This is a genomic window from Nitrospira sp. ND1 (assembly GCF_900170025.1).
Lineage (GTDB): Bacteria > Nitrospirota > Nitrospiria > Nitrospirales > Nitrospiraceae > Nitrospira_A.
This window is the reverse complement of the sequence record NZ_FWEX01000006.1, coordinates 2,819,675-2,834,136: the sequence shown is the minus strand read 5'-3', so window position 1 is coordinate 2,834,136 and position 14,462 is coordinate 2,819,675. Positions and strand designations below refer to the sequence as shown.

Sequence of the window (14,462 nt, the reverse complement as noted above, 5' to 3'; positions counted from 1 at the left end):
TCCTGTGGCTGAACTAGAACTGCGTAACATCTCAAAATCGTTTGGTGACCAGCCCGTGCTGCGCGATCTCTCACTGCAGGTTCCGGATGGGAGCTTCACGATTCTGCTCGGCCCCTCCGGTTGCGGCAAATCGACGCTCCTGCGCATCATCGCCGGGCTCGATAGCCAGACAGCAGGCCAGGTGCGCATCGACGGTACGGTAGTCGATCATCTCCCCCCAGCCGAACGCGACATCGCCATGGTCTTTCAGCAGTACGCGCTCTACCCACACCTTTCGGTCCGCGAGAATCTCGCCTTTGCCCTGACGATCCGACGAACTCCGCGCCGGGTGATCGACGAGCGCATCGCCGAAGCCGCGCAACTCTTGGACATCGAGCCTCTCCTGGACCGCAAGCCCAAAGACCTGTCTGGAGGGCAACGGCAACGGGTCGCGATGGGGCGGGCGATCGTGCGGAAACCGAAGCTGTTCCTGTTCGACGAACCGCTCTCCAATTTGGACGCCCAACTCCGCACCACGATGCGTATCGAACTGAAGAAGTTACAACAGCGCCTGCAGGCCACCATGATCTATGTCACTCACGATCAAGTGGAAGCCATGACGCTGGGCGACCGCATCGTGGTCATCGAGGGCGGGCGCATCCGCCAAGCTGATGAGCCCCATCGCACGTACGCCGCACCGGCCGATCCCTTCGTCGCCTCCTTCATCGGGACACCGCCGATGAACCTCTGGGAAGGCGCCCTCATGACAGAAGGCGGAAAGACCGTCCTCAAAGGCAACGGCCTAACCTTCCCGCTTCCGGCTGGGCTGGCCTCATCTCATTCGACGAAGAAATCCGCCGTCACGCTCGGAATCCGCCCGGAAGACATCGCGCTCCGGGAGTTGCCTGAAACGCTGCAGGTAACAGGAACGGTGGAACTGGTGGAGGATCTCGGGGCGGACCTACTTCTGCATTGCCGAGCCGGTGAGCTTCGCCTCGTGGTCCGTACGGCCCGCCGCACCGACAAAATTCAGGGACAAACAGTGAAACTCTTTTTTCCAGTCGATAAACTGCATCTCTTCATCGACCACCGCCGGATCGACACACCGACCGCCCCACCCGCTTGAGGACGGCCGGAAGTCTCCCCTCGTCGCAAGAACGAACGAGCAGATGCGGCGGTGTGGAACACAGTCCACGTTCATAAAGCCGGTACCGAAATCGGCGCCGCCAGAGAGATGGCCGCAGTCATCCGCATAAACTGAGCGACGCACCCGTGGGGATCGTAGTGGGTGGCGAGGCGGTGACCTCATTTCTGTGGAACAGGATGCGAGGGGGAGGGCCCAACCGGAGCGCAGATAAGCGTGTGGGGCACAACTATCGATCAGTACAATTCGATCAAATACTCGCCGTGCTCCAGATGTTCAAGTATTTGAGGGAAGAGGGGTTGGAACCACTGTGTGAGTGCGGCATTGGAGCAATTTCTGATACGTACCCACACAACGGGTGTTTTTCGTTCGGTAGCCAGCAAGAGGATATTCTTAAAGTCTTCGTCTTTCGTAACGATCACGTGCTGTTGGCTGACCGCGTAGGCCCATATAGCAAGGTCCGTTGCGAGAAGCAACTGAGCGTCTTGAACATGAACGGCCGGATGGCCGAAAGAGTTGATAAGGCGAGCGAGTGCCGGCGGGAGTTGCGCGTCGACTAAAAATTTCATCCAGCCCGAAGCATGACGTGATCGGATTGGGCAGCGGCAAACTCAAGCACTGCTTGAATATCCGCCTTCTCAAGATACGGGTAGTCGTGCAGGATGTCTTCTTGAGAGACTCCAGCCGCAAGGAGATCCAAGAGATCCTTCACCCGCATCCGCATGCCACGAATGCATGGACGCCCCCCACATTGCTCAGGATTGATCGTGATACGGCTCAATAGGCTCATACTACGCAATCATACCTCCGTGAAGGTGGAGAGATCAATATTCGTAAGAGAAACGGCCTGTGAAGCAAGAGCACAACATGGTCGCAGAAGGGATGTAGGGGTTGGGGGGTCTGTTTTTCGGGTAATCCTTGCCGCCTTCGCGCGATGACCGTATGGACGTAGTCGGCCTTCCGGCCTTATAGATCTGCGTGCTCGTCACTGGCAGTTGGTGGAGAATATCGGTGACCTGACTCACCGAATCGTACGTGTAGGTCGTTTGGATGCCGTTCGGAAAAGTGAGATTGGTACGGCTCAAAAGGGTGCCTGAAGATTCTTGCCGTGGTCAGCGCTTGTTGCGCAGCACACCCACGGCCAGAGCCGCATCGCGCGAGAAGGCTTCAGACGAAAACCGCTCTGGGGTTTCTCTACATGAAGTTCTGCACGTCCGTACTTATCGACTAGAATAGTCACCCTGTTCGAAGCTTCTGCCAGGCCTTTCCCCTCATAGGAAGCCTCCCAGACTTCAACAACAGCGTTGTAGATTATTCGCGGTCCACTATACTGCCCTTTGTCCAAATTCTTTTTCAGAATGAACTCTTGGAAGACCCGGCTGGCTCGCTCGCGGGCATCTGCTTCGGAGTGGACTTGTGTACAACATGCCAACAAGAGTGCTCCGAGCCCCAAGAAACATTTTCATCGGTGTATCACCGCTTCTACTTTCGGCGCTCTGCTTCGAGCGCTGATTGGCGGGTTTTGCACCAACGATGTTGATCGTATACGGCTTCCCCTGTGGCAAGCGTCAGGTCTGCATTCAAGCACTGAGTCCAAAACCGGCAGTTGTGGTTCGTTCTTTTGGAGGTATGCCAGACGATCGGCACCTCACGTGCCCGTTCTAGCAGCCCCCCATCAAATGCACAAGACAAGGCCCCATCGCTGCAAGTGACATAGTTCAGCCTGCGCACCCAATATCGGCACGGCTAGTCAGCAGTGGAAGGACATCCCAACCAAGACGCATAACCGGCCAAGCATTCGCCTCGCTGCACAACAGGATAGTACGCCATGGGTTCACCAATCCCCGTCGTTTGGTTCCGCCCCCCGCCCCACCCACTTGACTGTGCCCCGGGCTCTCTTATCTCTGTCATAAGGACAACGGAGGCAAAAGAGAAAAACGGTGAGTTCGCTTGCAATGCATCCGGAGACCTCGTAAGCTCCGGAAAGGATTGCACTCTTCGCCTACGCGCACCGGATTATTGTCCACGGACAGACCCTGATGGCCACATCTCAACGCGGTTATTACGACATCCTCGGTGTGCCACGGAACGCGACGGCCGACGACATCAAGAAGGCCTTTCGGCGGCGCGCCCGCGAAATCCATCCCGATCTCCATACCGGCACAAAAAAAACGGAGATGGAGAAGAAGTTCAAAGAATTGAACGAAGCGCACGAGGTACTGTCGGACCCGGACAAGCGAAAAAAATACGACCAGTACGGCTCGAACTGGGAACAGGCGGAAGCCTATGAGCAGGCGCGCCAACAGGCCGACGCCCAAGCGGGACGTGGCGGCCAGGCCGGCGGATTCAGCGGCGACTTCGGCGATATCTTCGAAACCTTTTTCGGCGGACGGGGCCGTGGTGGGGGAACCTCGCCAGGATTTGCCGTCGATGGGGAAGATCTGGAAACCGATGTCCATCTTACCATCCGCGACGTCCTAACCGGAGTCAGCCGACGCATCGATCTCACCGAACGCGTCGTATGCAAGGCCTGCGGCGGCAGCGCCATCGTACGGGGCCGGCCCTGTGTCGTGTGCGGTGGTGCCGGCACCCAAGCTGAAAAACGCACGATCGAAGTACGCATTCCGGCCGGTGTGCAGAATGAGACCCGTGTCCGCCTGGCGGGCAAGGGACAACCCGGCATCAATGGAGGCAAACCGGGAGACCTCTATCTGCGCGTCCATATCCAGGCCAACGGCGTCTTTCGGCAAAAGGGATTCGATATTCAGGTCACCCTTCCTGTCTGGCCATGGGAGGCGGCGCTGGGCGCTGAAGTGATGGCTCCGACCCTGACGGAACCGGTGAAGGTGAAAATTCCCCCCGGTAGCAAAGCCGACAGTAAACTGCGCCTCAAGGGCAAGGGGCTCCCGACCTCGACCGGCGAGCAGGGAGATCTCTTCCTGAAGCTGAAAATCGTCATGCCCACCGCCATTTCCGACGAAGAACGGGCGCTCTACGAACAATTGGGCCGCGCCCGCCACAGCGATCCCCGGGCCGAGATCATCGCCGCATCGAGACGCAGTTCATCCTGAGTAGCGCCGCCCCAGGCCAATCCCTTCTATGACTATCGCCGAATACGCGCTCCTCGCGTTCAGTTCGCTTTTCGTGATCGTCGATCCCATCGCCGTGGTCCCGGCTTTCCTCGCCATGACCCCACGGGATTCCGTGGCGCAACGGCTCCGGACCGCGCGGGTCGCCTGTCTGGTTAGCGTCGCCCTCCTCGCGGGATTCGCCCTATTCGGGCAAACCGTCCTCAAATTGTTAGGCATTACCTTGCCGGCGGTTCAGATCGCCGGCGGGCTGATCCTATTACTTGTGGCGTTGGACATGCTGCGGGCGCAACGGTCCACGGTGCAGGAAACGGCTGCGGAAACAGCGGCCGGCACCAACAAGGACGACATCGCCATCACCCCGCTCGCCATCCCCATGCTGGCGGGGCCAGCCGCGATCTCGACGGTCATCCTACTAGAGACGCAGGCCACCACATTCATGTTGCACGTCGTATTATTGGGATGCCTTGTACTCATCGGGTTGGCGAGTTACAGTATATTAGCGATCGGCGCACGCAGCGCGAAGTGGCTCAATCCCATCGCCGAGAAGATCATCTCGCGGCTTATGGGCTTGTTGCTCGCCGCGCTGGCCGTTCAATTTATGGTGAATGCCCTCACCGGAGACCAAGGGCTGTTACGCGGGTTGACCGGACATTAATCGCTCTCAACTGAAGGAGGAACGAATGACGACGAAACTGTTCACATTTGCCACCGCTTCGGCCATCGCCTGCGCGCTGACGATCTCCCCCGCCTGGGCCAACCCCGAAGGTGGATATGGCGGACACAGCGGCGGCTACGAGAAGGGCCAGCACGGCATGGGCGCCGCGATGATGGAAATGATGATGCACGGGGGCGCAGGCCACCTCATCCGCCACCTCCTGAAGCATGAAAAGGACATCGGATTGAGCGCCGACCAAGTCACCAAGCTCAAGGACCTCCAGCTCAACCTCGATAAGAACCGGATCAAAATGGAAGCCGACATCCAGGTCGCCGAACGGGAAGTGAAGGCACTGAACGACGATGAGAAGTCGGACCTGTCCGCCATCGAAGCCAAGCTCAAGCAAAGCGCCGACGTGCAGATCGGGCTCCGCGTCCTGTCGATCAAGACTAGGCGGGAAGCCCTGGCATTGCTGACCCCGGAACAGCGGGCCAAAGAGCAAGCCGAACATGAGAAGATGATGCAGCAGCACAAGGGCGCAGGCCAGGCCGCTCCCCACGGCAAGAATCCGCATAGCAGCAATCCGCACGGCGCCAACCCGCACGGTGAGGCGAAGCCCCAGTAACCGTGCACGTTGCACAGAACCGGAGGTCACACATGATCAAGCACGTTGCAGTACCTGCCCTGATGGTCGCGGCACTTTGTTTCACGAGCACTCCTGCCTGGAGTGACAAGGGACACAAAGGCAAGGACGAGAAGTGTGACGCCGCCGAATTGGTGAAGGATGCCAAGGTCACCATCGACCAGGCCATCAAGACCGCGTTGGATGCGGTTCCAGGCACGGCCGTCGAAGCCGAGCTTGAAAAGAAGCACGACAAGACGGTCTGGGAAGTCGAAATACTGGGAGCCGACGGCAAAATGACGGAAGTCCATATCGACGCGGGCACCGGCACCATCATCGATAAGGAAGCCAAACAAGAGAAGCACGAGAAGAAGGGCAAGAAAGAAAAGCACTAAGGTTCCTGCGGCGGGGTCGCGCCTTCAGATGCGATCCTGCCGCACCGTCTCGACCCGTGCCATTCATCTGCCCCCCGTTCCCCCTGCGTGCCATTCCCAAGCCTAGCGGCAGCCGATCTCAGGACCGGCGGATTGACCCTCTGAGCCTATCTATGCGAAAGTTTACGATCCATCAGAACGCGCGCTGTGCGAAGCGGTACCCCCCCCGTTCCCGTAAATGAAGGAGTTTCCATGACGATCGACCCACGACACAAAAGCCACAACTTGCTCGACGGACCAGGCCGCGCACCGGCCCGCGCCATGCTCAAGGCCGTCGGCTTCACCGATGCCGACCTCGAACGCCCTTTGATCGGCGTCGCCAACACCTGGATCGAGGTCATGCCCTGCAATTTCCACCTCCGCCGTTTATCGGAACGGGTGAAGGCCGGAATTCGCGCGGCAGGCGGCACCCCGATCGAATACAACACCATCGCGGTGTCGGACGGCATTTCCATGGGCACCGAAGGCATGAAGGCCTCGCTCATCAGCCGGGAAGTCATTGCCGACTCCATCGAACTGGTCGCACGTGGACACTTGTTCGACGGAGTCGTCGCCCTGTCCGGTTGCGACAAGACGATTCCCGGCACCGTCATGGCCCTCTGCCGCTTGAACGTCCCTTCACTCATGATCTACGGCGGCTCCATCATGCCGGGACAGTTCCAGGGACACGACGTCACGATTCAAGACGTGTTCGAAGCGGTCGGCAAACATGCGGCCGGCACCATGACGAATGCGGAACTCAAGGATCTCGAAGACCATGCCTGTCCGGGCCCCGGTGCCTGCGGCGGCCAGTTCACTGCCAACACCATGGCCATCGCCTTCGAATTTCTCGGCATCTCGCCGATGGGCCGAAACGGCGTCCCGGCCATGGATCAGCGTAAGGACGATGTGGCGTTCGAATGCGGCAAACTGGTCATGGATCTGCTCAAGAAAGACATTCGGCCCAAGCAGATCATCACGCGCCGCTCCATCGAAAATGCGATCGCGGCAGTCGCGACGACCGGTGGATCGACGAATGCCGTCTTGCACCTGTTGGCCGTGGCGCGGGAAATGGGCGTGCGGCTCAGCATCGACGATTTCGACAAGATCAACCGGAAGGTGCCGTTGCTGGCCGATCTCAAACCTGGCGGCCGATTCACCGCGGCGGACTTGTATGCCGCCGGTGGCACAACCCTGGTCGCCAAACGTTTGATCGATGCGAAGATCCTGCATCCGGATCAGATCACGGTCACGGGACGCACGATCGGTGAGGAAGCTAAGGCCGCCACGGAGAAGCCGGACCAACAGGTGCTGCGTCCCCTGTCCAAGCCCATCAAGCCGACGGGAGGTCTGGTGATCCTCAAGGGCAACCTCGCTCCGGAAGGGTGCGTCGTGAAAGTCGCCGGCCACTCCATTCTGCATTTCAGCGGACCGGCCAAGGTCTATGAGCGCGAGGAAGATGCCTTCAAGGCCGTGCAGGCCGGAAAAATCAAAGCCGGTGATGTGGTCGTCATTCGGTACGAAGGGCCGTCCGGTGGACCGGGCATGCGGGAGATGCTGGGGGTCACGGCCGCCATCGTCGGAGCAGGGCTTGGCGACTCCGTCGCCCTGCTCACAGACGGACGGTTCTCCGGAGCCACGCATGGCTTAATGGCCGGACATGTCGCGCCGGAAGCCATCAAGGGCGGTCCGATCGCGGCGGTGAAGACCGGCGACATCATCACCTTCGACATCACGAAGCGACGCCTCGACGTCAACGTGACTCAGAAGGAACTGGCCGCGCGCCTGAAGAAGGTGAAGCATCCGTCCCCTCGGTACCTGTCCGGCGTCATGGGGAAATACGCCCGCCACGTCTCCTCCGCATCGGAAGGTGCGGTGACGACCTAGTCATGGGCATCCTGCTTCGATGGAGTCTCGCGGCGACGATGTTCGTCGCCGCCTGCTTCGTCGAGGCAGGCCGTTCCGTCGGTGCGGCTGAGCGTTCCGAAGCCGCTTGCGCCGACTGGCACAGCCGTCATCCGGAATGGCTCTGGTGTGACGATTTCGAAGTCGACCGGCTAGAGAGTTATTTCGAGTACGACATCCGGCATGGTCGTTTCGTCCGCGAGGCCGGAGCAGGAGTCGGCCACTCAACCGGCATGCGCGCGGAATACCTGCCCGGCGATCCCCACGGAGGCTCCCTCCACCTGGCATTCGGCAAAACTCCCAGCGCCTACATCAAACCGGTCGATGCCGGGACCGCAACGTATCGCGACATCTATTGGCGATTCGATCTGCGACTTCAGCCAGGCTGGACCGGCGGTGGCGCCGACAAATTGACGAGAGCCACAATTCTCTCCAGCGACCGGTTTGCGCAGGCCGCCATCGGCCATCTCTGGAGCGGAAGCTCACCCGATTCGGATCCAGAGCGGCTTTATCTCGATCCGGCGTCCGGCACCGACGAATTCGGTGTTTTGCGCACGACCACGTATAACGATTTCCTCCGCCTACGCTGGCTCGGCGCGGCAGGCGGGCAGACTTCCCTGTTCAGCCCGCCCAACATCGGGAAGTGGTTGTGCATCGAAGTCCACATGAAGCTGAACAACGGCGATGCCGACGACGGCGTGCTTGAGTATTGGATCGACGATCGTCTCGACGCGCAACGCACCGGAATCAATTGGATCGGCACCTATCGCGACTACGGCATTAACGCGGTGTACCTGGAGCAGTATTGGACCTCCGTCCCGTTTGCTCAAATTCAACAGCGATACTTCGACAACTTCGTGGTCTCCACCGCTCGCATCGGATGCGCCCGGTGACACCGGTTGCCACCTGGATAGTCCGGGCAGCATGGTGAAAAATTTAACCGTTTCTTGATCCGCCGTTTCGCACGGCTGAGATACACTGCCGACCCACTGGTTATGTCATCGCCGCAGACACCTTCAGAGACTCAGCCCCACGCATCGACGCCGAAGGCGAGGGCTCACCGGCCGGCCACGAGTGACCTCTCCCGGCCGGAATGGTACCTGAACCGCGAGCTCAGCCTCCTGGAATTCAACCGGCGCGTCCTCGATCTGGCGAAAGATCAGAAGGTTCCACTGCTGGAACGGTTGAAGTTTCTCTGCATCGTGAGCTCCAATCTCGACGAGTTCTTCGAAGTCCGCGTGGCGGGACTCAAGGAACAGGTGACCCATGGAGTCGAACAACGGGGCGCCGACGGACTGACCCCGTCGGAACTCCTGGCTCGCATCGCCGCGCTGACGCACCAGCTGGTTCATGAGCAATACGTCGTCCTGAATCAATCACTCATCCCTCAGCTGGCCGACCAACGTATCCGTTTTCTCAAACGCGCCGATTGGATGCCGTCGCACATTCGGTGGATGCGCCGGTTTTTTTCGCGCGAACTGCTCCCGCTCCTGAGTCCGGTTGGCCTGGATCCCGCGCATCCTTTTCCCAAACTGCTCAACAAGAGTCTCAACTTTCTGGTGACGCTCGAAGGGACCGATGCCTTCGGCCGCCCCAACGGAACCGCGATCGTGCAGGTCCCGCGGTCGCTCCCGCGCGTGATTCACCTGCCGGTGCGCAACGCCGCCTGGCCCCACGATTTTGCGTTCTTGTCGTCGGTGATCCATGCGTTCGTGCACCAGCTCTTTCCCGGCATGCACGTCACCGGTTGTTATCAATTCCGCGTCACACGGAACAGCAATCTTTTCGTGGACGAAGAAGACGTGGACGACCTCCGGCGGGCGCTCGAAGGTCAGCTTCCCGAACGGCGATTCGGCGACGAAGTGCGGCTTGAAGTGGCGGACAACTGCCCGCCTGACCTGGTCTATTTTTTGCGCGAACAATTCCATCTCGATGCGCGCGACGTGTATCAGTGCCACGGACCGGTCAATCTGCATCGACTGATGGCCGTGCCCGACCTGGTGGATCGGCCTGATCTAAAATTTCAGCCCTTCACCCCCGGCATTCCCACGACGCCTGTACCGAGCGAAGACTGGTTCGACGCCATCAGGCAGGGCGACATCCTGCTGCATCATCCCTATCAGTCCTTCGCGCCGGTGACCGAGTTCCTCCGCCAGGCGGCCACGGACCCGCACGTCCTCACCATCAAGCAGACCCTGTATCGCACAGGGGCGGATTCCGCTATCGTGCAATCCCTGGTGGACGCAGCCCGAGGCGGAAAAGAAGTGACCGTGGTGATCGAACTACGGGCCCGTTTCGACGAAGAGGCGAACATCGAGCTGGCGCATGATCTGGAAGAGGCCGGCGCCCATGTGGTGTACGGCGTGGTCGGACATAAAACCCACGCCAAAATGAGTCTCGTACTCCGACGGGAAGGCCGGATGCTGCGGAGCTATACGCATCTAGGAACCGGCAACTATCACGCCCGCAATGCACGGCTTTATACCGATTTCGGACTGCTCACTTGCGATGCGGCGATCGGGCGGGACGTGCGCACGGTGTTCCAGCAACTCACCTCCCTCGGACGTCCGGGACGGCTCAAACACCTTCTCCAATCGCCGTTTACATTGCACGCCACCTTGCTGAAATGGATCGGCCGTGAAACCGATAGGGCCAAGCAGGGCCGACCGGCCCACATCATCGCGAAGATGAATGCGCTCCTGGAGCCTCAAATCATTCGGGCCCTCTACAAGGCCTCTCAGGCCGGGGTGAAAATCGACTTGATCGTCCGAGGTCCCTGCGCCTTGCGACCCGGCATCGCGGGCCTCTCGGAACATATCCGCGTACGTTCGATCATCGGACGGTTTCTCGAACATAGCCGGATCTTCTATTTTCTGAACGACGGCGACGACCGGGTCTTTCTCTCCAGCGCCGATTGGATGGATCGCAATTTCTTTCGACGCATCGAAGTGGCGTTTCCTGTGCTGGATAAAACATTGCGGCAACGCGTGATCGACGAGGGCCTCCGCCCCTACCTCGAAGATAATACGCACGCCTGGATTCTCCATCGGGATGGCACCTACCGGCGTCAAACACCGGGACGCAGAGCCGCTCGTTCGTCCCAGCAATGGCTCATGAACAAGCTCGTCACCTAACCTCCTGGTAGGCGCAACCACTCGTCATTATTAACCCCTCCTTAACCGGTTGCTGATCCGGTTGTCACGTCAGCCCTCTATGCTGCGGGCTCGACAACGAGGAGGGGAGTACCATGAGCGTCGCGCAGGGCATTCGACTCCATCCACACCACCAAGCATTCGCGTCGTTACGCACACACCTGCTTCGAAGCCGCCGCATGCTCGACACTTCGTACGGCATCTGCCATCGCTGCCGAGCGGACATCCCTCTGCCGCGACTACGCGCACAACCTGATGCGACGCTCTGTTTCACATGCAAGCAATTGTCTGAAGAACGGGCTTCGGTACGACGCGCGGCATGGAGGCCCGACACCTCCGCAGAAGCGGTTTACCGATCCTGAAAGCCGGCTACCGATTGGGAGTTGAGCTGCGCCACCTCTCCGCACCTCTCTCCCGGGCTGTTCCCCTCTTCTGAGCCGGAGCGGAACAGCCCACCATTTTGACCCGAAACCGCGCTCATAGGGGGCCGATCCCCCGGCCCCTTACAGCCCAGCCCGATCACACCATCGTTGTAAGGGAGAAACAATCAGGAAAAGAAAGATTGGAATGACCCGGGAGCGGTGATTGGCCACGCGAGATTCCGTGGCGATTGCCGCATGCAATCCGCAACCTCCAGTGTCCGCGGCACAATCGGCACGAACCAGCTCAGAAGCCTCGGCATGAAGGCCTGACGCTTCCTACCCCCGGCACGATGCCTCTAGCAGGCTACCTGACGGCACGCAACGATCCAGCGTATACCGGAACAGGTACAAGCCGATATTCAGACGAGCGGTTGCCCTCGCGACTAGCCCGGACTATTCATGCATGCCGTCGCGAGGCGTTCGAGACCGAAGTCCCGCGGGGCTTCTCGCACGTGAGGCCGACGCAGGCGTACTTGCAGTCCGTCGAGGAGGCCGAACGAGAACAGCCCCGCCGGGCGAGAGGATCGGACGACGCAGTAGGTATTCATGAATAGTCCGGGCTAGAGCGCATCCGCAGACAGACAGTCGAGACGTTCTTGAACGCAGTTTGTGCACAAGGTCGCGTGCGGCCGGTGTCTCAGTTGTATGAAGGGAATCTCCTTCCGACACTCCAGGCACAGACCGTTGATCCTCGGCCTTGTCTGGCGGAGAGACAAAATATCCTGGCGGCGCGGACGAGACCGATACATCTGAACGCCTTGTGTTACGAGTCGCATGCTCCCCTCCTGTGCTGGATAGTGGACTTCTCACTATCAGTCTAGGGTTCAAGGGTCACAAGCACGTCCGGACAAGGTAAATTTTTCGTTAACAGGCCGGAATCGCCGCAGGCGAGGGTTCCATTCGGCTGGATGGCGCCCCTTCGCCCGTACGCAGGGGCATCGACTCAGACCATCACACGATCAGGGCTTACATAGCACCGGTGAGGCGTTGCATGAGATGCATGCGTCAGTAAGCCCTACTTCGCCGCGGTTCGACGCCGTTCGATCACCGGCGCCCAGGCCGGTTCGAGGTCGCGCTTGGCGGCAGCCAGGAACCGCTCTTCGGCGGCGGCGTCCCGACTCCCCTGCTTGACGCTGACCGTGTGCACGGCGAAATACGCCGGGGTACCGATCATCTGCAGTTCGGCTATGACCTGGGCCAGCGGCTTGCCCCAAAATGCTTCGAAATAATGTTCCTGCACCGGATCGGCCACCTTCTCCTGCAGGACCATCGTCGAGGCGCCGACTTCATATTCCCCCATAAAACTGATACTGCCGGGAACCACCGTCGTATCGCTTTGCTTCACGACTGTCTTGGGTAATAGGAATAACGTGACTTCGCGTACCTTGCCGAATCCCTTCTCCGAGGTGCTGAATGCCACGGCCGCATACCGCCCGGGCGGGACATTTTGCACATAGACCGTCCCGCCTCCCCCGGCCCCTGGAGGCGGAGCCAGAATGCTGGTTGGAATCAGCTTGGAACCTTCGAAGAGATCACGCTCGTTCTCGACCTTCACCAAATACAACCGATCTTCGGTGTTGGGTACCCAGGCCGGACTCTTGATCGTGATCCCGAGAACCGCACTCTGCTGATCGACCGGCTTCGTGATGTGAACCGGAGAGACAAATTCACCCGCCAGGCGCTGAAACTGTTTCTTCGGAGATTTTCCTGCACAACCAACGACACCGAAAAGGCACAACCCAACGATCAGAATCACGATACGATGCATGCCTGCTCATTCCCTTTCGTGTATGACTACTGCCACTGGGCAAGCAGGTGCGCCTCCCTGATCACCTCGGCAATAATCTCCGCCATCACGCGATGCCCGTCGGCATTGAGATGCATTTGATCCATGAACATGTGCGGGGCGAATTCCTTGCGCGCACCCAGGTCAAGAACTCGTATGCCCCCGCGTCTCAATGCGGACACGGCTGTTTCTCGAAAATGCCGATAGTCGCTAGAATGATCTACATCCGGCTGCATGGCAACGAGAAAGCGGTAATGGAACGCGGTTCCGACTTTCTGCATTTTGGTGAGGTTGTCCACATAATGATGGGCGGCAAGATCGATGGAGGGCGGGGGCGCTTCCCTCCGATCCAGCCATCCCGCCCAGAGCCCGATCCTGGAATATTTCACCCGATGGCTGATGCGTGGGAACAAAAGCCGGGGCAAATTGGTGAGGCGTTTCAGTAAGGACGGATCTGCCAATCCCGCCAAAGCGACGAGTTGTGACTCGATCTCATCAAACCCATTCATGCCAAGCAGCCGCGGATCGTGCAATTCCAGCCTCTTATAATAATCATTCCAGCCATCCAGCGCCAGAACCACATCGGGCCGAAGATCCACCAACTCCGTCAACAGATAAGTGAGCTCTTGCCCGGAACCGTGGCCGATGACCGCAGCGTTGATAACCTCCACGTCCAAAAGCCGTGAAAGTTGCGCGGCGACAGTCTCCCTATCACTTTCCAGGCCGGTCCCGAACGCCGTTGAGCCTCCCACCAACAACACGCGCTTTTTTCCCTCACGCTGAGGCCCCTGGCCGTTAGACCGAAACCCCCGCTTATCGATGGAAAAGTGATCCGACAACTGGTTAGGGAAGTTGGAATACACGGCATAGGGGTGCAAGGCTAGTTTCAACGGACCTTTATGCTCATAGCCGATATCGTGACCATCATGGGTCAGGAATTGCCACCAATAATAGGGTTGGGTCTGCTTGGACTTCTCTGTCCACTCCCGATCATGTGCTCGATCAAGCTCGATTTCCCATATCCACAAAAGTCCGACGCATAGAGCGACGATCGAAATCAGTAGGAGTAGCAGGCAGCTGATTGAAGTGAAAAATCGAGACCCTGTTGCCATATTCGATTGGCTTGATGAAGTGGGCGCACGCTTGCCGAGTTAGGCATCCTCGAATCAGTACGCATCCCTGCAATGCAATCCATACGCCTACCGCAATTCTGAACTTCCTGCGGGATTGTGCCATTCTCGCATCGAGATTGAGCGCTTCCGCACAAACTGCGCCGTGCGAAATACGATTCG

The 14,462-nt window shown here is 59.2% G+C and carries 13 protein-coding genes; 9 read left to right on the top strand and 4 right to left on the bottom strand.

The annotated features are described in order from the left end of the window. Positions 1 to 4: 4 nt before the first annotated feature. The gene (locus NSND_RS18165; protein WP_080880331.1) at positions 5 to 1,105 is read left to right on the top strand and encodes an ABC transporter ATP-binding protein; all 1,101 of its coding nucleotides are present in this window, start codon (positions 5 to 7) and stop codon (positions 1,103 to 1,105) included. Positions 1,106 to 1,359: 254 nt separating this feature from the next. Here the strand turns inward: NSND_RS18165 and NSND_RS18160 are convergent, their stop codons facing one another. Together NSND_RS18160 and NSND_RS18155 are read right to left on the bottom strand one after the other, a co-directional pair. Continuing rightward, the gene (locus NSND_RS18160) at positions 1,360 to 1,692 is read right to left on the bottom strand and encodes a DUF5615 family PIN-like protein (RefSeq protein WP_080880330.1); all 333 of its coding nucleotides are present in this window, start codon (positions 1,690 to 1,692) and stop codon (positions 1,360 to 1,362) included. Then, positions 1,689 to 1,913, bottom strand: coding sequence for a DUF433 domain-containing protein (locus NSND_RS18155; protein ID WP_080880329.1), 225 nt, complete (start codon positions 1,911 to 1,913; stop codon positions 1,689 to 1,691). Before NSND_RS18155 ends, NSND_RS18160 begins: the two co-directional genes overlap by 4 nt. Before the next feature lie 1,249 nt (positions 1,914 to 3,162). On the opposite strand from NSND_RS18155, the gene NSND_RS18150 reads away from it, so the two are divergent. From NSND_RS18150 to NSND_RS22225, 8 genes are all read left to right on the top strand, one after another. Continuing rightward, positions 3,163 to 4,194 carry a DnaJ C-terminal domain-containing protein gene (locus NSND_RS18150; RefSeq protein WP_080880328.1) on the top strand — a complete coding sequence of 344 codons (1,032 nt, stop codon included), beginning with the start codon at positions 3,163 to 3,165 and terminating at the stop codon, positions 4,192 to 4,194. A 28-nt stretch (positions 4,195 to 4,222) separates the two neighbouring features. Further along, a complete protein-coding gene (locus tag NSND_RS18145; RefSeq protein WP_080880327.1) occupies positions 4,223 to 4,870 on the top strand; it encodes a MarC family protein in 648 nt (215 codons plus the stop codon). A 25-nt stretch (positions 4,871 to 4,895) separates the two neighbouring features. After that, the gene (locus NSND_RS18140; RefSeq protein ID WP_080880326.1) at positions 4,896 to 5,495 is read left to right on the top strand and encodes a Spy/CpxP family protein refolding chaperone; all 600 of its coding nucleotides are present in this window, start codon (positions 4,896 to 4,898) and stop codon (positions 5,493 to 5,495) included. Positions 5,496 to 5,527: 32 nt separating this feature from the next. After that, complete coding sequence (locus NSND_RS18135; protein WP_080880325.1) at positions 5,528 to 5,887, top strand: PepSY domain-containing protein; 360 nt, start codon at positions 5,528 to 5,530, stop codon at positions 5,885 to 5,887. 231 nt (positions 5,888 to 6,118) lie between these two features. Beyond that, positions 6,119 to 7,792 carry a dihydroxy-acid dehydratase gene (gene ilvD, locus NSND_RS18130; RefSeq protein ID WP_080880324.1) on the top strand — a complete coding sequence of 558 codons (1,674 nt, stop codon included), beginning with the start codon at positions 6,119 to 6,121 and terminating at the stop codon, positions 7,790 to 7,792. 2 nt (positions 7,793 to 7,794) lie between these two features. Next, positions 7,795 to 8,703 (top strand): hypothetical protein, encoded by a 909-nt coding sequence (locus NSND_RS18125; RefSeq protein WP_080880323.1) that lies wholly within the window; start codon positions 7,795 to 7,797, stop codon positions 8,701 to 8,703. 102 nt (positions 8,704 to 8,805) lie between these two features. Continuing rightward, entirely contained in the window at positions 8,806 to 10,944 is a 2,139-nt protein-coding gene (ppk1, locus tag NSND_RS18120; RefSeq protein ID WP_080880322.1) for a polyphosphate kinase 1, read from the top strand. A 113-nt stretch (positions 10,945 to 11,057) separates the two neighbouring features. Beyond that, a complete protein-coding gene (locus tag NSND_RS22225) occupies positions 11,058 to 11,324 on the top strand; it encodes a TraR/DksA family transcriptional regulator (RefSeq protein ID WP_080880321.1) in 267 nt (88 codons plus the stop codon). Positions 11,325 to 12,399: 1,075 nt separating this feature from the next. Here the strand turns inward: NSND_RS22225 and NSND_RS18110 are convergent. Both NSND_RS18110 and NSND_RS18105 read right to left on the bottom strand, forming a co-directional pair. Then, entirely contained in the window at positions 12,400 to 13,152 is a 753-nt protein-coding gene (locus tag NSND_RS18110) for a hypothetical protein (protein WP_080880320.1), read from the bottom strand. A gap of 26 nt (positions 13,153 to 13,178) precedes the next feature. After that, a complete protein-coding gene (locus tag NSND_RS18105; protein ID WP_080880319.1) occupies positions 13,179 to 14,198 on the bottom strand; it encodes an SGNH/GDSL hydrolase family protein in 1,020 nt (339 codons plus the stop codon). Between the last annotated feature and the right edge of the window lie 264 nt (positions 14,199 to 14,462).